General features: G+C 61.9%; 17 protein-coding genes. 6 read left to right on the forward strand and 11 right to left on the reverse strand.

Features of this window, described 5'->3' with window-relative positions; translation table 11 throughout:
• Window positions 1–4: 4 nt before the first annotated feature.
• From LNV07_RS22615 to LNV07_RS22625, 3 genes are all read right to left on the reverse strand, one after another.
• Window positions 5–1,168, reverse strand: coding sequence for a GGDEF domain-containing protein (locus LNV07_RS22615; protein WP_263573462.1), 1,164 nt, complete (start codon window positions 1,166–1,168; stop codon window positions 5–7).
• A 146-nt stretch (window positions 1,169–1,314) separates the two neighbouring features.
• Window positions 1,315–2,184 carry a ParB N-terminal domain-containing protein gene (locus LNV07_RS22620; RefSeq protein ID WP_263573463.1) on the reverse strand — a complete coding sequence of 290 codons (870 nt, stop codon included), beginning with the start codon at window positions 2,182–2,184 and terminating at the stop codon, window positions 1,315–1,317.
• Window positions 2,185–2,324: 140 nt separating this feature from the next.
• Entirely contained in the window at window positions 2,325–3,644 is a 1,320-nt protein-coding gene (locus LNV07_RS22625; RefSeq protein WP_263573464.1) for a PEP-CTERM sorting domain-containing protein, read from the reverse strand.
• Window positions 3,645–4,063: 419 nt separating this feature from the next.
• Between LNV07_RS22625 and LNV07_RS22630 the strand changes: the two genes are divergently transcribed.
• Window positions 4,064–4,717, forward strand: a complete 654-nt coding sequence (locus LNV07_RS22630; protein WP_263573465.1) for a hypothetical protein — start codon at window positions 4,064–4,066, stop codon at window positions 4,715–4,717.
• A gap of 172 nt (window positions 4,718–4,889) precedes the next feature.
• A complete protein-coding gene (locus LNV07_RS22635; protein WP_263573466.1) occupies window positions 4,890–5,333 on the forward strand; it encodes a hypothetical protein in 444 nt (147 codons plus the stop codon).
• Window positions 5,334–5,378: 45 nt separating this feature from the next.
• On the opposite strand, the gene LNV07_RS22640 is transcribed toward LNV07_RS22635, so the two are convergent.
• The 5 genes from LNV07_RS22640 to LNV07_RS22660 form a co-directional block, all read right to left on the reverse strand.
• Window positions 5,379–6,626, reverse strand: coding sequence for a Zn-dependent hydrolase (locus LNV07_RS22640; protein ID WP_263573467.1), 1,248 nt, complete (start codon window positions 6,624–6,626; stop codon window positions 5,379–5,381).
• 11 nt (window positions 6,627–6,637) lie between these two features.
• Window positions 6,638–8,101, reverse strand: coding sequence for a dihydropyrimidinase (gene hydA, locus LNV07_RS22645; protein WP_263573468.1), 1,464 nt, complete (start codon window positions 8,099–8,101; stop codon window positions 6,638–6,640).
• Complete coding sequence (locus LNV07_RS22650; RefSeq protein ID WP_263573469.1) at window positions 8,098–9,507, reverse strand: NCS1 family nucleobase:cation symporter-1; 1,410 nt, start codon at window positions 9,505–9,507, stop codon at window positions 8,098–8,100. Before LNV07_RS22650 ends, hydA begins: the two co-directional genes overlap by 4 nt.
• A 71-nt stretch (window positions 9,508–9,578) precedes the next feature.
• On the reverse strand, window positions 9,579–10,883 hold the full coding sequence (preA, locus tag LNV07_RS22655; protein WP_263573470.1) for an NAD-dependent dihydropyrimidine dehydrogenase subunit PreA: 1,305 nt from the start codon (window positions 10,881–10,883) through the stop codon (window positions 9,579–9,581).
• A 5-nt stretch (window positions 10,884–10,888) separates the two neighbouring features.
• Window positions 10,889–12,226: an NAD(P)-dependent oxidoreductase gene (locus LNV07_RS22660; protein ID WP_263573471.1), complete on the reverse strand. Its 1,338-nt coding sequence runs from the start codon at window positions 12,224–12,226 to the stop codon at window positions 10,889–10,891.
• A 105-nt stretch (window positions 12,227–12,331) separates the two neighbouring features.
• Between LNV07_RS22660 and LNV07_RS22665 the strand changes: the two genes are divergently transcribed.
• Window positions 12,332–12,955, forward strand: a complete 624-nt coding sequence (locus tag LNV07_RS22665) for a TetR/AcrR family transcriptional regulator (RefSeq protein ID WP_263573472.1) — start codon at window positions 12,332–12,334, stop codon at window positions 12,953–12,955.
• Between the two features lie 201 nt (window positions 12,956–13,156).
• On the opposite strand, the gene argF is transcribed toward LNV07_RS22665, so the two are convergent.
• Window positions 13,157–14,119: an ornithine carbamoyltransferase gene (gene argF / locus LNV07_RS22670; protein ID WP_263573473.1), complete on the reverse strand. Its 963-nt coding sequence runs from the start codon at window positions 14,117–14,119 to the stop codon at window positions 13,157–13,159.
• A complete protein-coding gene (locus LNV07_RS22675; protein WP_263573474.1) occupies window positions 14,116–15,339 on the reverse strand; it encodes an aspartate aminotransferase family protein in 1,224 nt (407 codons plus the stop codon). The genes argF and LNV07_RS22675 overlap by 4 nt, the downstream gene beginning before the upstream one ends.
• A gap of 247 nt (window positions 15,340–15,586) precedes the next feature.
• Here LNV07_RS22675 and LNV07_RS22680 point away from each other — a divergent pair, with 247 nt between their 5' ends.
• From LNV07_RS22680 to LNV07_RS22690, 3 genes are all read left to right on the forward strand, one after another.
• The gene (locus LNV07_RS22680; RefSeq protein WP_263573475.1) at window positions 15,587–15,928 is read left to right on the forward strand and encodes a DUF3579 domain-containing protein; all 342 of its coding nucleotides are present in this window, start codon (window positions 15,587–15,589) and stop codon (window positions 15,926–15,928) included.
• A 374-nt stretch (window positions 15,929–16,302) separates the two neighbouring features.
• Window positions 16,303–17,328, forward strand: a complete 1,026-nt coding sequence (locus LNV07_RS22685; RefSeq protein ID WP_397545592.1) for a M14 family zinc carboxypeptidase — start codon at window positions 16,303–16,305, stop codon at window positions 17,326–17,328.
• Complete coding sequence (locus tag LNV07_RS22690; RefSeq protein ID WP_263573476.1) at window positions 17,325–18,131, forward strand: alpha/beta fold hydrolase; 807 nt, start codon at window positions 17,325–17,327, stop codon at window positions 18,129–18,131. Before LNV07_RS22685 ends, LNV07_RS22690 begins: the two co-directional genes overlap by 4 nt.
• 155 nt (window positions 18,132–18,286) lie before the next feature.
• On the opposite strand, the gene rpsT is transcribed toward LNV07_RS22690, so the two are convergent.
• Entirely contained in the window at window positions 18,287–18,583 is a 297-nt protein-coding gene (gene rpsT, locus LNV07_RS22695; protein ID WP_263556389.1) for a 30S ribosomal protein S20, read from the reverse strand.
• Window positions 18,584–18,716: the final 133 nt, after the last annotated feature.

The following is an 18,716-nucleotide window of genomic DNA, read 5'->3' on the forward strand; positions in this document are numbered from 1 at the left end:
CTCCTCAGACAGCTTGCCGAACTGCGCTCAAACTCTCACCGAGCCTGGGCTCGGGGCTGCTGCAGACCACCCGGTTGCGGCCGCCGGCTTTGGCGCTGTAGAGCGCCCGGTCGGCTTCATTGACCAAGGTCTGCGCGAGTGTCTTGGGCTCGCCGCTCAGGTGGCCCGTCGCCAGCATCGCCAGGCCGATCGAGACGCTGATCGGCACGATCTCGCCGCCGGGCAGTGCCAGCGGCGTCGCCGAGATGCTCAAGCGGATGCGCTCGGCGATGTCGCGTGCATGCTGGGCCGGCGCTTGCGGCAGCAAGACCACGAACTCCTCGCCGCCAAAACGCGCCACCGTGTCGCCGACCCGCAGTTGCGACTGGATGATGTGCGCAATGCGCTGCAACACCGTGTCGCCGGCCGCATGGCCGAAGCTGTCGTTGACGGTCTTGAAATGGTCGAGGTCCAGAAACAGGCAGGCCAGATCATGCTGGTAGCGGCGCGCTTGGCTGACTTCGATCTGGCTGCGATGCTCGAAGTAGCGCCGGTTGTGCACGCCGGTCAACATATCGCTGAGGCCGGCCCGCTTCAGGCGCTCGTGATTGATGGCGTTGTCCAGGCAAATGGACACAATCGCCGCCAGCCGCTCCAGCAACTGCGTGCCGGCCGCGCGCTCATAGCGGCTCGGGTCGATGCTGCCGAAATGCAGGCTGCCGATCAGTTCACCGTGGCGGCTCAAAGGCAGCAGCGCCACCGAGGCCAGCGCGGGCGAGGGCGTGCCGAACAAGGGCCGGTGCAGGGCTTCATTGAAGGGGCCCAGGCTCGGGTGCCCCAGGTCCTGAAACAAGTCCTCGATCGGGGTCAGGCTGTGCAACAAGGTCAGGCCGTCGAGCTGAGCCCGCTCGGCCTGGTCGTCGCGTGGGCGCTCGGCGTCCAGCAGGCCACTGGTTTCTTGATCACGGTCGAGCAGGGCCAGCGTCACGCAATCAATGCCAAAGCTATCGCGGTACTCATTCAAGAGCAGGCGCAGCAGATCGGCCATCGAGCGCGCACCGATCAGGCGGTGCTCTAACTGCTCAAATCGTCGCATCTTGTCTTCATTGCTGCGCGCCTCGCGCAGCAATGATTCCAGCTGCTGGCGCAGCTTGTGGTTTTCGGCCTCGAGTTCGCTGCTGCTATCCATCAATGGCTAAGTTCCATGCTGGTTGAATAATGCCGACGGTGCTTGAGTCAGCCCTGACCGAAAAATTGCGACTGGCCTTCAAATGACCCATTAGCCCCACGCGGTTGTTGGTGCGCAGGGCTCGACTGTAGCGGTTCGGCCTTGCTCTAGCCTTGCTGTGCTTGCGCCAGCTGATCCTGCAGGCTGCGAACCTGATCTTTCAAGGCCTTGTTTTCGGCCGTCAGCTCCACCACCGTGCTTTGCAGTAACTGCAATTGCGCTTCCCGGTTGCGCTGGTCGGCATCACCTTCTTCCGTCTTGCTGCCATCGTCGGGGCCGCCTTCCGCCTTGGCCGCGCGGCCGCCCGACTTGCTCTCGCGCACGCGCTTGGCGGCCTGCTGCAACTCCTTCTTGCCACCGGCCACGGCCGCAACCTGCTCGTCGTGACCCAGGCTTGAGACGGCGGCGGCGGCGTTGATCGAAATCGTGCCGGCCTTGACCGCTTGCACCAGTTCGGGCGCGGCGCTCTTTTGGATTTTCTCGATCTGCACCACGGTATTGCTGCTGATGCGGGCCGCCTTGGCCACGCCTTCGCGGCTGGTCAGCGGCTGATCGGTGGCCGCCGCGGCTTGGGCATCGGCGCTGATCTCGGACGCGAACTCGGTGCCTATGCCCGCACCGGCCTCGGCCAGCGCGGTGACGGCCGCCTGCGCGCGCGCGGAGTCGATTTCTTTCTTGCGCAGCGCCAGCACACCGCGCTGGAAGTCCGACAGGCTGCGCCGCCCCAGGTGCTGGTCAATCATCCACAGATGCACGTCTTCCATCGACTTGAAACGCGTGTTCTGCACCGTGTTGAAGGGCAAGCCATGCTGCTGGCAGATGCCGTAACGGTTGTGGCCGTCAACCAAAATATCGCCCCACAGCACCAGCGCGTCGCGGCAACCTTCGCTCAGGATGCTGCGCTCCAGCGCCTGGTGTTCCTCGGGCGTCAAGGGGTCGATATAGATGCGCAGTTCTTCGAGGACGGTGATATTCATGGGGCTTAGTTTGAGCGAGGCAAGCAAGGGGAGGCGGGGCGTGATTCTATGGCCTGTGGTTTTCCTGCGTGGTCTTGGCTGGGTGCATTCACCAATAAAAAAGCCTCCGTTCAAGGAGGCTTTGATTAGCAAGCGGTGGCTCAGCTGCGTTTGACGCGGCGAGCGAAGAAGAACAGCAAGCCGAGCGAGGTCAGCAGCAGCGTGGATGGCTCGGGCACCGCGACGGTGGCGCGGGCGTAATAGATGTCCAGGCCCTTGGTCAGGTCCGGGTTGTCGCCGGTCGAGTTGGAGGAGTCGGCCCAGGCGGTGACCAGATTGCCGGCATAGAAGTCGAGCGCGATGTAGTCGCCGAACTCGTTGCCGTTGTTGATATTGCTGGTGCGGCCGTCCGACATGCCTTGGCTGATCTTGAAGTTCTTGGCCCAGGTCGTGCCACCGTCCATGCTGACCGTGCCCCAGACTTCGACCATATTGTTGCCGACAGAGTTGCGTGCGTCGTACCAGACCGAGGCCAGGTAGCCGGTGGTTTGGTCAACTGCAAGGCGGCCAAAAAATTGCGAATTACTGCCCAGGTCGTCATTCAAACGCACTTCGCTGCTGAAGGTCGCGCCGTTGTCGCTGGAGCGGCGAATGACGATATTGGTGTCGTTGGTCGTCGGGTTGGCGGCCTGCGTGTACAGCATATAGAGGTCATTGTTGTGCACGCCACCGGAGGAGTCGAACTGCAATGAGACTTGCGTGTCAATGGTGCGGCTGGGCTGCGCCGGGATTGGGCGCCAGCCTCCCACTTGAGTGACGATGGTGGCGCCGTTGACGAAACTTGCGCCCGCACCCAGGCCGTCGGCGTCATAGCGCACCGTCAAATTGTCCGGACCGGCAGTGCCGGCCGAGGTCATCACCGTGAAAGCGGCGCGGCCGTTATTGCCAATCGCTGTTGAGCCGAAATTGCCGGCGCCTTGATTGGTCTGAGTCGTGAAAGCACCGGTGCTGCCGAAGCCGCTGGAGCTGGCGTTGACAATGCGCGACTGACCATTCACCGAATCACGGAACATCAAGTCGGTGGTGCCGGCGACGCGGCCCGGGCCGACCGCCATCTCGGGGTGGTCGGCGCCGCCACCGGCAATTGCCGCGTGAAAGCCATAGGTGGCGCCCCCATCGGTGCTGCGGGCGACATGGGTTTGCTGGTTCACTTGGTAAGACAAGAAGATATTGCCGAAGCTGTCGGCGGCCATGCCGCTGTCGTAGCCACCGGGTACGGCATAGGCGCTATTGGCCCAGCTGGCGCCGCCGTTGGCGCTGAACTTGTTGATCATATTGCCGCCGCCATTGGACGAAATAGTCACCAGGTTCGAGTTGATGCGGCTGATGGCGATGGCGGTTTCGGACTGCGAGCCCGATTGCTTGGTCACGTTGATGTTCTGGCCAACCGTGATGACCTGGGCCTGTGCCGTAGAGAGCATGGCTGCCAAGGCGATAGGGGTGAAGAGAGCTTTAGAGAGACGCACAGCATTTCCTTTTTTAAAGGGGATCGATCGGAGCTTTGGTTCCGGGGCCGGGCAAGGGTTTTGCTCAAACTGGCCTAAGCTCAGTCTCCCTCGCTATCGACGGCGCAGGAAGCCTACAAAAGAGGGAAGTAGTCACCCTTAGGTGCTTGCACCGATGGATGTTTTGTAAAAATTGCAGCCCTAACGTAGCGGCAAAGCGGCATGAAATTGGGGAGCAAGCTCTAGGAATATCGCCTCAATAGGGCTGATTTGGGTATCGCTCTCTAGGGCTTTGCCGGGAAACTGACGACATCGCCAGGGCTTTGCCGAGATTTAATATTCGGGGCAGCAATCCAAGCTGGCGAATTCTATTGACCCACTTGAGAAAGCACAGCATGAACCATCAGACCCTGAGCACCGTTACCCTTGAGGCCATCGATAACTACGCCCGTGCCGCCAGCTTGACCGTCAAGGCCTACCGTGCCGGCAGCAGCCGCTTGCTCAACGGCGTCAACGACGGCCTGCAAGCGCAAGTCTATAGCCGCAGCGTCAAGCTAGCGCCAAATCTGACCGGTGCTTTGACGCAGTTGCGTGACAGCCTGAGCGAGATCATCGATGGCGGCGTTGGCAAATTGACGACCGGCAGCGAGCGCGTGATCAAGGTCGGTTCCAGCAAGGCCCGCGTCGGCGTTGCCCGGATGGCCGGCTTTGCCGCCGCGGCTCAGAATCCCTTGCTGGCTCGCGGCCTGACAACGGCGGCTCGTCTGAGCATGCCGGGTGCTCGCGCCGCCCGTGCGCTGTCGGCCGGTTTGGTCGAAGGCGTCGGCCGCCTGTCGCTGTTGGCCGGTGTGCCGCCAACCAAGGTAAAGCGCGCGGCCGTCAAGGCCAAGCCTGCGGTCTCGGCAACAGCGGCGGTCGAAACCGTCAAGAAGACGGCAGTGCGCGCCAAGCGCCAGGTTCTTGCCCAAGTCGAAGCTCAAATTGATGCGGCACCCGTCAAGGTCGCTGCGGTCAAGCGGCGCGCCCGCAAGGTCGTAGCGGCGGCCTAAATCCGGCGCCTTTACCGGAGAAGGCTCCGGTTCGAGTTTGCACAAGGCCTTGATTGTCTTCAATCAAGGCCTTTTCTTCGTCGACTGGCCGCTTGTATCAAGTCGTAAAGTCTGTGCACGCCGCGTAGGGACGCCGCGTTTAGTATTGAGTTTTCAACCCCTGGAGTGCGATATGAAACGACTGGCTTTTGCCTTGACCTGTGTTGTTGGCCTTTTGATCGCTGCCTCGGCAAAAGCGGCGGATATCGGGGTGTCTATCAATATCGGGCAACCGGGTTTCTATGGCCATATCGACATCGGCAATGCACCGCAGCCACGGCTGATTTATGCAAAGCCGATCATGATCGAACATAGCCGCCAGTATGTTGCCCCGGTCTATTTGCGGGTGTCGCCCGGCCACGAAAAAGACTGGCGCAAGCATTGCAAGCACTACAACGCTTGTGGTCAAAACGTCTACTTTGTGCGTGATGACTGGTATCAGAATGAATATGTGCCTCACTACCAGAGCCGCGGGGAGTCGGGCCGAGGGGAGCGTGACCGTGAAGAGCATGGCAACGGTAACGGTAATGGTCATGGCAAAGGCCATGGCAAAGGGAAGGGCAAGGGCCATGACTGACGGCCCCGCGCAGACGCTTCGTCGATAGGGCTCTATCAGACCGCGCTAACTCGCCCGCGTCAGCATCGCCAGCAGCAGCACATTGCAGCCGGCCTCCAGGTGCGCGGGTTTTGCATCCTCGATCTCGTTGTGGCTGATGCCGTCCTTGCAGGGGATGAAGATCATGCCGGTCGGTGCCAGCCGCGCCATATAGACGGCGTCGTGGCCGGCGCCCGAGACGACGGGCATGCTCGAATAGCCCAAGTCGCTGGCAGCCTTGGCCACCGCGTTGATGCAGTCGGCATGGAAGGGCTGGGCCGGGTAATGCGATACCAACTCAATCTGGATGGGCAAGCCGCTGGCGGCGCTGATGCGGGCGGCGCAGGCCTTGATGTCGGCGTCCATCGCCTCAACCAGTTCGTCCGAGCTGTTGCGCAAATCGATGCTGAATTTGACCCGACCGGGGATGACGTTACGGCTGTTCGGGTGCACCTGCACCATGCCGACCGTGCCGCGCCCATTACCTTTCCCATCGGGAGGATGGCGATGCGCCACCGCCACCACCTCCTGCATCAATTGGGCAGCAACTTGCAGCGCGTCTTTGCGCAGCGCCATCGGCGTCGGGCCCGCATGCGCCTCCATGCCGGTCACCGTGCAGTCATACCATTTGATGCCCAAGACGCCGGTGACGACACCGATCGTGATGTCGTGATCCTCCAGCACCGGGCCTTGTTCGATATGGGTCTCGAAGTATGTGCCTAGCGCATGGGCGCCCGGTTCCTCGGTGCCGATATAGCCAATCTTCTCCAACTCAGCCCGGACCGTCAGGCCCTCGGTGTCGGTGGCGGCGTAAGCATGTTCCAGCGTGAAGGCCTTGGCAAACACGCCCGAGCCCATCATCACCGGCACAAAGCGCGAGCCCTCTTCATTGGTCCAGAAAGCGACTTCGATTGGCGCCTCGGTTTGAATGCTGTGGTCATTGAGCGTACGCACCACCTCCAAGCCGGCCAGCACACCGTAATTGCCGTCGAACTTGCCGCCGGTCGGCTGGGTGTCGATATGGCTGCCGGTCATCACCGGGGGCAGTGCGTTGTTACGGCCAGCGCGGCGCATGAAGGCGTTGCCGATCTTGTCGACCGTCACCGTCATGCCGGCTTCGCGCGCCCAGCCCAGCACCAGATCGCGCCCCTGGCGGTCCAACTCGGTCAGCGCCAGTCGGCAAACGCCGCCCTTGGGCGTGGCGCCGATTTGCGCCAACTCCATCAAGGAGCTCCAGAGCCGATCGCCATTGATACGCAGGTCTTGGGAATTCATGCTCGGCTCTTTCAACGCTGTACGGCGCTTGGGGTCAGGTCTTGCTTGCGCAGCATTGCCGCTTTGACGTTCGGCCCGAAGGCGGGCCGTTTGATGTAGCGGCCGGCGCCGGCCTCCGCGCGCAGGTCGCCCAGCGCAAAGACGATACGGCCTTGGCTGATGGTGTGGCTGGGCAGGCCGCGTACCGAACGGCCCTCGAAGATATTGAAGTCGCCCAAGGACCGCTGGCTTGCGACCGAAATCGTCTTCGTCGCTTGCGGGTCCCAGAGCACCAGGTCGGCGTCGGCGCCTTCGCTGATGCAGCCTTTTTGCGGGTAGATATTGAACAACTTGGCGGTATTGGCCGAGGTGATGGCGACGAACTCGGACGGCGTGAGGCGCCCGCTGTTGACGCCGGCATCCCAGATCACCGCCATGCGCTCCTCGACGCCGCCGCAGCCGTTCGGGATCTTGGCGAAATGCTCAAGCCCGGCCGCTTTTTGCGTCGCGCAAAAGGTGCAATGGTCGGTGGCGGTGGTGTGCAGATTGCCGGCCTGCAGGCCGCGCCAGAGCATCTCCTGATGGACCTTGGGGCGAAACGGCGGGCTCATCACATGGGCGGCGGCAAAAGCGAAATCGGGGTGGCGGTAGACGCTGTCATCGATCAGCAAATGGCCGGCCAGCACCTCGCCGTAGACGCGCTGCCCGCGCGAGCGGGCGCGCGCGATCGCGTCGACGGTCTCCTGGCAAGAGACATGGACAATATAGATCGGCGTGCCCAAGACCTCGGCGATCGCAATAGCGCGGTTGGCCGCCTCGGCCTCGACCATGGGTGGGCGCGACAGCGGGTGGCCCTCGGGGCCGGTGATACCCAGCTTCGCCACCTCTTGCTGCAGCAGATAGACCAGCTCGCCGTTCTCGGCATGCACGGTCGGCATGGCGCCGAGTTCAAGCGCACGTTTGAAGCTGTTCACCAGCGTCTCGTCATCGCACATGATGGCGTTCTTGTAAGCCATGAAATGCTTGAAGCTGTTGACGCCTTCTTGGCTCACCAGCGTCGCCATATCGGCGTGAACGCTGTCGCCCCACCAGGTGATGGCGACATGAAAGCCGTAGTCGGCGGCCGACTTCTCGGCCCAGCCGCGCCAGGTCTGATAGGCCTCCAGCAGCGGCTGCTGCGGGTTGGGGATGACGAAGTCGATGATGGAGGTGGTGCCGCCGGCCAAGGCCGCCGCCGTGCCGCTGAAGAAGTCATCCCTCGTCACCGTGCCCATAAAGGGCAGCTGCATATGGGTGTGCGGATCGATGCCGCCGGGCAGCAGATATTGGCCGCTGGCATCCAGCGTCAGGCAAGCAGCCGGCGCTTCGCTCAAGGCGCGCGCCCCAATCGCCGCGACCTTGCCGCCCACGCAGAGTACATCGGCCGCAAACTCGCGGTCGGCGTTGACCACGGTGCCGCCGCGAATCAACAATGCGGGCGCTGCTTGATCGTTCATACCGGCCTCCTTGCGCTGAAGTAATGGTATAGCCCGGCGACGGCCAGGCTGAAGAACCAGCCAAAGTCATACAGGCTCAAGAGCAGGGGCGGGACCGAGTCCTTGGGGATCACGCCCGAGACCGCCAGATAGCCGGGCAGGCAGGGCAGCACACCCAGCGCAAACGCGATCAAGGCCTGGATATTCCAGCCGCCGCTGTACTCGTAGTCGCCGCCGCGCTTGTAGAGATCGGCGATCTTCAGCTCGGTCCGTCTCACAAGGTAATAGTCGACCAGCAAGATGCCGGCGACGGCGCCGAGCAAGGTGCCATAACCGCCCAACCAGGTGAACAGATAGCCGCCGGAAGTAGCGAGCAACTTCCAGGGCTGGAACAGCAGGCCCAGCAGCGCGGCGGTCAAGCCGCCCATGCGAAAGCTGATCTTGCTCGGGGCCAGTTGCGAGAAGTCATAGGACGGCGAGACCAGATTGGCCGCCACATTGGTAGTCAGATTGGCCAGCAAAATCACCACCAAACCAATACTGGCCGCGACCGGCCCCATCTGTGTCAACAGGCCGTCGGGGAATAGTTGCGCCTTGCCGTAGAGAATTTGCGAGACCGAAAAGCCGATCACGCCGACCAGCGAGAACAGCGCCATCGGCAAGGGCAGGCCAATCGCCTGGCCGATCACCTGATCGCGCTGTGACTTGGCGAAACGGGTGAAGTCGGGGATGTTCAGCGCCAAGGTGGCCCAGAAACCGACCAGCCCGGTCAAGGCGGCCCAAGTCTTGGGCCCGCCCTCGACGACCTTGGCCGGCAGACTGAAAATCTGGCTTGGCGACACCGTCATAAAGGCCCAGATCACCAGGGCGACCGAGGCGGTGATCATCAGCGGCGCGGCCACCACCTCCAGCAAGCGTACCGATTCCAGCCCTTTCCAGATGAAGGCAATGTGCACAGCCCAGAACAAAAGAAAGCAGACGAACTGGGAGCTGCTGATGGTCTCCCCGGCCGCCGGTCCGGCCAAACCCATTCCGAACGCGTTGGCCAGTCCATGCATGGCCAAAGCGCCGAAGTAGCAGTTGATCGAGAACCAACCGACCGCAACCAGACCGCGCAAGACGGCCGGCAAGTTGGCGCCGATGACGCCGAACGGCGCGCGCGCCAGGATCGGGAAGGGGATGCCATGCTTGGTGCCGGCGCGGCCGATCAAGACCATGGGCAACAGCACGATCAGATTGGCCACGAACACGAGCCAGATCGCCGATTGCCAGCTGAAGCCCTGGTCCAGCATCGAGCTGGCCATGGTGTAGGTGGGCACGCAGATGACCATGCCGACCCAGAGGGACGCAAAGTCCTTCCAGCCCCAATGGCGCTGGGCGGCCGTGGTCGGCAATAGGTCGGCATTGGAGAGCGAGGATTCGGTCATGCGCAGGACTCCTTTTTTGGGAATGTGCAATCTTTGTGCCTGGGCGTTCAATACGCCATGGGGATAAACCGCTAGGGTGAGACTCTCATGGGGTTGTTGGCATGCGTGGTCCAGTTCGCATAGTCGCCGCTGACGACTTGGCCCGTGCGTTGATCGATCTCGCCGGGCTGCAAGGCCCGCATCGAGATGGTGTCGGGCACCGGGCAGATCGACACGCACAAATTGCAACCGACGCAGTCTGCGTCCTTGACCTCGAAATGGCGACGGCCGTCCTTGGTGGCGGTGATGGCCTGGTGCGAGGTGTCCTCGCAGACCACATGGCAGCGCCCGCATTGGATGCAACTGTCTTGCTTGATGACGGCCTTCTCCACATGGTTGAGGTTGAGCTGGTTCCAGTTCTTCACCGAAGGCACGGCCAGGCCGCGCATCTCGTCCAGCGTTGCATAGCCTTTCACGTCCATGAAGTTGCTCAGGCCCGAGCACATGTCCTGCACTATTCTGAAGCCATAGACCATCGCCGCGGTGCAGACCTGCACCGTCCCGCAGCCCATCGCGATGAACTCGGCCGCGTCGCGCCAGTTGCTGATGCCACCGATGCCGGAGATAGGGATGCCAGCGGTGAGCGGATCGCGGGCGATCTCGGCCACCATATTCAGCGCAATCGGCTTCACCGCCGGCCCGCAGTAGCCGCCATGCGAACCCCAGCCGTCGGTGCTCGGACTCATCCGCATGGAGTCCAGGTCAACCCCCATCACCGAGTTGATGGTGTTGATCAAGGACACCGCATCGGCCCCGCCGGCCTTGGCCGCACGCGCCGGCATCCGTACATCGGTGATGTTAGGTGTCAGCTTGACGATCACCGGCAGCTTGCTGTGCAGCTTGCACCAGGCCGTCACCATCTGGATGTACTCGGGCACCTGCCCGACGGCCGCGCCCATGCCGCGCTCGCTCATGCCGTGTGGGCAGCCGAAGTTCAGCTCGACGCCGTCGGCGCCGCTGTCTTCCACCTGCGCCAGGATGCTGCGCCAGGCCTGCTCCTCGCAAGGCACCATCAGCGAGACGATCATCGCCCGGTCGGGCCAGTTGCGTTTGACGCGGCGGATCTCGGCCAGATTGGTGGCCAGCGGCCGGTCGGTGATCAGCTCGATATTGTTGAGGCCGATGACGCGGCGGTCGGCGCCCAGCAGTGTTGTGTAGCGCGGCCCATTGACGTTGACGACCGGCGGGTCTTCGCCCAAGGTCTTCCAGACCACGCCGCCCCAGCCGGCCTCGAAGGCGCGATTGACATTAACTTCTTTGTCGGTCGGCGGCGCCGAGGCGAGCCAAAAAGGATTCGGGCTGCGGATGCCGAGAAAGTTGCTTGCGATATTGGCCATGGCTCTCAGCTCCTCAAAAATGCGTCAATGGACAGCGCGGCTTGCTTGCCATGCTCGACCGCTTCGACGGTCAGGTCACGCCCGCCGTAACGGCAATCTCCACCGGCCCAGAGCTTGGGGTGGCCGGGGATGCGGCCGTCCGCCTCGGTGGCGATACGGCCGCCCTGGAGGTCGATAGCGGGCAAGTCGGCCTCAAACCGCTGGCCAATCGCCATCAACACCATGTCGGCGTTCAAACTGAATTGCTCGCCGGTTTCTCCCACTTGATCGCCTTGCTGCGCGGTGACGGCAAAGCGCACGCCGCTGACTTGGCCGCCCTCGCTCAAGACCTCCAGCGGCGCGGCCCAGCAGCGCAAAAGCACGCCATGCTTTTGCGCCCAGTCCTGCTCATAAGGCGAGGCGCTGAGCGCGTCGGCGCCGCGGCGGTAGACCATCGTCACCTCGCGTGCACCGAGCAGCTTGCATTGCACGGCGGCGTCCACCGCCGTCATACCGCCGCCTATCACCACGACCTGGCGGCCGACCTTCACATCCATCGGGTCGGACTGGCGCAGCTCTTTGATGAAGTCGACCGCGGGGCGCAAGCCCTCGCAGGCCGGTGTTGCCACTTGCAAGGCATTCACACCGGCCAGGCCCAGGCCCAGAAACACGGCGTCGAATTCGGCCGTTAGCTGGGCCAGATCGAAGTCGCGACCAAGCTTTTGCTCGGCCTTGACCGTGATGCCGCCGATAGCCAACAACCAGTCCACCTCTTGCTGGGCGAAGCCGCCCGGCGTCTTGTAGGTGGCTAGGCCATATTCGTTCAGGCCGCCGAGTTTGGCGTTAGCGTCGAACATTGTCACGGCGTGGCCCAGTCGCGCCAGGCCATGGGCGGCGGCCAGGCCGGCCGGGCCGGCGCCGACCACCGCGACGGTCTTGCCGCTGCCGGCTGCCCGGCTGAATAAGGGCTTGGCATCGGCGTTGGCGAAGAAAGCATCGGTCGCGTAGCGTTGCAGCAGGCCGATCTCGACCGGCTTCTCTTCGCAGCCATTGCGCACACAGCTTTGCTCGCACAAGACTTCGGTCGGGCAAACCCGCGCGCACATGCCGCCGAGCGGATTGGCGCTCAGAATCGCCTCGGCCGCGCCGCGAACATTGTCTTGCGCGATGCGCTGAATGAAGCTGGGCACATCGATGCCGGTCGGGCAGGCCGTGATGCAGGGCGCGTCGAAGCAGTAGTAGCAGCGCTCGGCCTCGACCAAGGCCTGGGCACGGCTGAGAGGCGGGCGGGCATCGCTGAAGTTGCTCAGGTATTGCTCTTGCTTGAGCCGGCCGGCTTGGCGGCCGGCAGTGTTTTGATCCATGCCTTGCTCCCTGCGTGTGTGGTGTTGAGCGAAAGTCGATGGCATAATTTACCAACTGGTAAAAATTTGCCAGTCGGTGAATTCCCGCATACAGGCGATTTTTTGATGTCAGAAACCAAAACATTGCTCAGCCCCAGTCGCCGGACCAAGGAGGCGGCGATCTGCGCCGAGGCCGAACGGCAGTTTGCGCAATTCGGCTTCGAGGGGGTGTCGCTGGAGACGATTGCTGCCGGCTTGAAGCTGAGTCGGCACAATCTGCTCTATTACTTCCCCAGCAAAGAAGCGCTCTATCGGCGCGTGCTGGACGAGGTCTTGAATGAATGGCTGGCCCGCATGGACGGGCTGGTTTCCGGCCATGACCCGGCCGCCGCGATGCGCGACTATATTGCGGCCAAGCTGCGTTTTTCACGCGAGAGGCCGGCCGGCTCGCAGGTGTTTGCGCGTGAGGTGATGGCCGGAGCGCCGCGTTTTCGGGACGCGATCGAGGGTCGGGTCTTGCCTGCCTTGCGGGCCGATGTGCAGACCTTTGAGCGCTGGGCCGACGCCGGCCTGGTGGCCCGGCTCGACTACCGGCACCTGATGTTCACCATCTGGGCCAGCACCCAAGCCTATGCCGATCAGGCCGCTCAGTTCGCGATTCTTTTAGGCAAGCCGGCTTTGGAGTCAGCGGACTTTGAGGCGGCGGAGAAGCTGATTACGGGGCAGGTGCTGGCGGGGTTGAAGGTCTAGCCCGCCCAGGCAGTGCATGCGATTCTGGTGATCGCTCACTTTGCTGCGCAAAATGAGCGATCACCGAACAGAACGCATGCCCTAACGGGCATTCTGTTCTGGTGTGCACCCGCCGCTCACGCGGCTTCACTTTGCTTGGCAGCAAAGTGAGTGCACTCCAAATCGCATGCGGCCCTGGCGGGCCAGGGGCACCTCGGCTTGTCAGCCGATGCGCCCCAGCAGAAGGTACTCCATGAGTGCCTTCTGCACATGCATGCGATTTTCTGCCTCGTCCCAGACGACGGATTGGGGGCCGTCGATGACGTCGGCGGTGACTTCTTCGCCCCGGTGCGCGGGCAGGCAATGCATGAACAAGGCGTCCGGCTTGGCCACGCCCATCATCTCGGCGTCAACACACCAGTCGGCAAAGGCCTCTCGGCGCTTTTCGTTCTCGGCTTCATAACCCATGCTGGTCCATACATCGGTGGTGACCAGATCGGCGCCGCGGCAGGCCTCCAAAGGGTTTTTGAAAACCTTGTAGCAATCGCTGTTCTGAATGCCGGCGACCACCGGGTCGACCTCATAACCACTCGGCGTGCTGACATGCACGGTGAAGCCCAGGATCTCGGCCGCCTGCAGCCAGGTGTTGGCCATATTGTTGCCGTCACCGACCCAGGCCACTATGCGACCTTTGAGGCAATCGACATCGACAATACCGCGCTGGTTCATGCCGCGCGCTTCGATGAAGGTGAACAGATCGGCCAGGATCTGGCAGGGGTGATATTCGTTGGTCAGACCATTGATCACAGGCACCCGCGAGTGCGCGGCGAAGCGCTCGATCTTGGTCTGCTCGAAGGTGCGAATCATCACCAGATCGACCATGCGGCTGATCACGCGCGCGCTGTCTTCGATCGGCTCGGCGCGGCCTAACTGGCTGTCGCCGGTGGTCAGGTGCACGACCGAGCCGCCCATCTGGTACATGCCGGCTTCGAAGCTGACCCGCGTGCGCGTGCTGGCTTTTTCGAAGATCATCGCCAGGCTGCGGTCGGCCAGCGGCTGGTAGCGCTCATAGTTCTTGAAACGCCGTTTGATGATGGCGGCGCGCTCGAACAGATGCGCATATTCTTCGGCGCGGAAATCCTTGAACTGCAAGTAATGACGCATCAAAGCGGTGCCCGGCTTCATGGCTTAACGGCTTCCGAAGCGACAAAGGCCTTGATCAAGGGGCAGAGGATGGCGGCAATCTGGGCGGCTTCTTCACTGCTCAAAATCAGCGCCGGCACCAGGCGCACGACCCGGTCTGCGGTGACGCTGATCATCAAGCCGGCCTCGGCCGCCTGCAAGAGCAGGGCGCCGCAGGGGCGGTCCAACTCGATGCCCAGCATCAAGCCCTGACCCCGTATCTCGACGACGCCTTCTACATCAGCCAAGCCGGCTTGCAGCGCCGCCTTCAACTCGGCGCCGACGCGGGCCGCGTTGGCCAACAAACCATCTTCTTGCATGATGTTGAGGGTCTCAACACCGGCCCGCATGGCCAATGGGTTGCCCCCGAAGGTGGTGCCGTGGTTGCCCGGCTGCATCACCTTGGCGGCGCGTGGGCCGCAGACCACCGCACCAATCGGCACGCCCGAGCCCAGGCCCTTGGCCAAGGGCATCACATCGGGTTGAATACCGGCCCATTGGTGCGCAAACCATTTGCCGGTGCGGCCGATGCCGCATTGCACCTCGTCCAGCATCAAGAGGATGTCGTGCTCATCGCAAACGCGGCGCAGCTCTTGCAGGAAAGCAATGCTGGCCGGGTTGACGCCGCCTTCGCCCTGGATGGTCTCCAAGAAGACGGCGGTGATGTTCGGGTGTTCGGCCAGGGCCTTGCGAACCGCCGCGATGTCATTCAGCGGCACGCGCACAAAACCGCCCACCAAGGGGCCGAAGCCGGCGTGAATTTTCGGGTTGGCTGTGGCCGACAAGGTGGCGATCGAGCGGCCGTGAAAAGCGCCTTCGAATACCATCACTTCGGGCATGTGGTTGCCCCGGTCATGGCCGTATTTGCGGGCGATTTTCAGCGCGGCCTCGTTGGCTTCGAGTCCGCTATTGCAAAAGAAGGCCGTGCTCAGGCCCGACAACTCGCAGAGCTTGGCGGCGAGCTTTTCTTGCAGCGGCACATGGTAGTAGTTGCTGGTGTGGATCAGCCTGGCAATCTGCTCTTGCAAGGCCGGTACCAAGCGCGGGTGGGCGTGGCCGAGGGTGTTGACGGCGATGCCGCCGAGGCCGTCGAGATAGCGCTTGCCGTTGGTGTCCCAAACCCAGCAGCCCTGGCCGTGCGACAAGGCGATAGGCAGTCGGCCATAGGTTTGCATCACATGCGGTTCGGACGGTGCCTCGGGGCGGACTTGGGGCGCGTTCATCGGCTCTCCATGAGAATCAATAGGGATGGGGGTCGGGTCTTGCCTCTTGGCTGGACTCGTCAGCCTGTCGATTCTAAAGGGCGACTTGAGCGGGTCGAATCCGCAGGGCGAATGCTGTGCGATTGTCCTGACTTTGACGCTCAAGTTGAAAGTCGGCTCGGTCATCCAAGGCACAATAGCGTTTGTCGTAAACCATTGACCCAGCCTTTTTGGCCGTAGTCGGGCCTGGAATTCAAATCGCTAATTCATGAGTCAAGCCCCCAAACCGCGCGAAGTATTCATCCAAGGTGTCACCTTGGCGGGGCAGACTTTCAGGCCCAGCGACTGGGCCGAACGTTTGGCGGGAGCGATGTCTTGCTTCCGGCCCGGTGGCGCACGCGGCGGTATCGGTGCCTATATCGGCTATTCGCCCTTGTGCGTGCCTCGCGTCATCAACGGCATCAAGTGCGTGATCGTCAATGAAGAGTTGAAGAAGCTCGAGCCCATGGCCTGGGACTTTGTGATGAATTTCGCCCGCGACAATGAGTTGCAAGTCGCCGAGGCTTGCCTCTTGCCCGATGCATCGGTTCGGAGCAAGGGCGAAGGCTAGGCGAGCGCTTGCGCTGCTGCGGTCCAGCCCAGCCCATCGGTTGGTTCCGACTATTTCACCGAGGCGCGACTGCGTGCCCGCAGCAGGGCCAGCAATTCCACCAGGCCCCAAAGCAGACTGCGTCCGAGAGCAAGTTTCGTCTGCATTTGGGTTCGGAGTGCTGGCGTTCGAGTCTGTGTTCGCTCCGGCATGACTTGTTCCTTTGAATCGTTTGGCCGCAAGGCTAAAACGATTTGATGACAATACTGTGTCTGACCCCTTGAGTAGACGGTGGTTACAAAACCTTGCAGCGGCTATGCTCGCGCCCGGTGTTATTGATGAGCGGCGCGACAAACCGCTGACTGCGCGTGCAACAAACTCTCGCTCTGCCTGTCTTGCCAGAACTAAATGCCTTGGAATGCTTGATCGAGGCGGGCCGACCCTATCTTGAGCGGCATCATCTGGGTCGAGTGACGATGGGTGAGGGCGGCTTGCCCTTGTTGGCGGTGACCTTGGGTAACCCTGATCCTGCGGTGCCGGCGGTAGGTTTTTTTGGTGGTGTTCATGGCTTGGAGCGCATCGGCGCCGAGGTGGTGATGGCCTTTTTGGCCAGTCTGGTGTCGCGTTTGCGCTGGGACAGCAGTCTGCATCGCAGCCTGGAGTCGGTGCGGCTCGTGTTCATGCCCTTGGTCAATCCGGGCGGACTGTGGCGGGCCACCCGTGCCAATCCAAAAGGGGTTGATCTGATGCGCAATGCACCTGTGCAGGCCGGCGGGCCGGTGCCTTGGATGGTGGGCGGGCAGCGCATCAGCGCAAAGCTGCCCTGGTTTATGGGTGAAATTGGCGAACCTATGGAGACGGAAAGTCGGGCGCTTTGCGATTTGGTCGAGCGAGAAATGCTCGGCCATGTGAGTTCAATTTCGGTCGATTGCCACTCGGGTTTTGGCCTGGCCGACCGCATCTGGTTTCCGTTCGCGCATACCGCCAAGCCGATTCAGCACTTGGCAGAAATGCATGCGCTGTGCGAAATTCTTGATCAAACCCATGCGCAGCATCGCTATGTGTTCGAGCCACAAAGTCGCCAGTATTTGACCCATGGCGATCTGTGGGACCATCTCTATATGCGCGCCTGCGAGCGGCCTAATTGCATGCTGCTGCCCTTGACGCTGGAGATGGGGTCTTGGTTGTGGGTCAAGAAAAATCCGCGGCAGTTGTTCTCGCGCAGCGGTATGTTCAATCCCTTGATTGAGCATAGGCAGCAGCGGGTGTTGCGCCGGCATATTGCTTGGTTGGATTTTGTGTTGCGAGCGGCCGCCGGCATGCAGCGTTGGCTACCTCGCCCTGAACTGCGTGCATGGCATGAGGAGATGGCTTTGGATCGTTGGTATCGGCAATCAGTTCAAACCGGAGCTCGCGCATGAGTGGTCCCGCGGTTTGGGTTTTGCTGCGTGGACTGGCGCGGGAGAGTGGGCATTGGGGTGACTTTCCCGCAATCTTGCTCCAGCAAATCCAGCTTCAACAGCCTGGTGGGCGACTGCTGATGCTGGATTTGCCCGGCAATGGCGCCCTGAACGGTGAGTCAAGTCCGACCCGGGTGGCGGGAATGGTGGAGAGTTGCCGGGCGCAACTGCGGCAACTCGGTGTGCAGGGGCCGGTGCACTTGCTGGCGATGTCCTTGGGTGCCATGGTGGCGACCGACTGGGCGGCTCGCTATCCGCAGGAGCTGAGTGCCGGCGTTTTGATCAATACCAGCCTGCAGCCCTTCAGCCCTTTTTATCATCGGCTGCGCCCGCTCAATTACCTGAGTTTTCTGCTTTTGAGTCTATCCAGTTTGGGTTATCGCCGGCGCGAGGCCAAGGTGCTCAAAATGACGTCGAATATGCAGTCCAAACCCGACGAGGTCTTGGATCGGTGGGTCGAGTTGCTGCGCCTGCATCCGGTTGGGCTGCGCAATGGCTTGCGCCAACTGCTGGCCGCGAGCCGCTACCGGGCTAGTCAGCATCGACCGGCCGTGCCGATGCTGCTGCTGTGCAGCAAGGTCGATCGCTTGGTTGACTGGCGTTGCTCGCAGGCCATCAGCCGTGCTTGGGGTGCGCCCTTGCGCATGCATGTGCAAGCCGGCCATGATTTGCCCTTGGATGATCCCCTCTGGGTCGCGCAGGCGGTCGGCGAGTGGCTGAAGCTGCGCAGCATGCAGGGGTTGCAGGCCGGAAAATGGCATTGAGCCACGGAACGAGAAATGCCCACCAAGACTTGCGTCCGAGCGGGCATTTAAGTTCGTTCAAGCCTATCTGCAATGAAGCAAATAGGGCTGCACGTCACAAAATAGAAAAGGCCCGCTTTTCAGCGGGCCTTCAATCTTTGCACCAGAACCGGTTTTTAGGCGGCCAAGGCCTTGATTTTTGCCGACAGACGGCTCTTGTGACGAGCTGCCTTGTTCTTATGAAAGATGCCCTTATCAGCGACGGAGTCGATGACAGTTTCAGCAATCTTGAACAGCTCTGCTGATTTGACCTTATCACCGGTCAGAACAGCTTTTTGTACGTTCTTGATGACCGTACGGAATTTGGAACGCAGCGCCGTGTTGGCGGCGTTGAGCTTAGAGTCCTGGCGAACGCGCTTGAGGCCCGACGCCAAACGGACTGTTTTCTTCTTAGCTTTGGAAGAGGTTGCCATGCTGTGATTCTACCCAGTTGGTGCAAAGACCGCGAGTGTAGCACTGAAATGGCAATATGACAAAGCCTTGACGTCAAATGCTGCTGAAAGCCGGGGTGGCAGCGGATGATAATGCGCCGCTGCGCCGGGCTCG

Origin of the sequence: Roseateles oligotrophus (assembly GCF_025717515.1) — a bacterium.
Lineage (GTDB): Bacteria > Pseudomonadota > Gammaproteobacteria > Burkholderiales > Burkholderiaceae_C > Paucibacter_A > Paucibacter_A oligotrophus.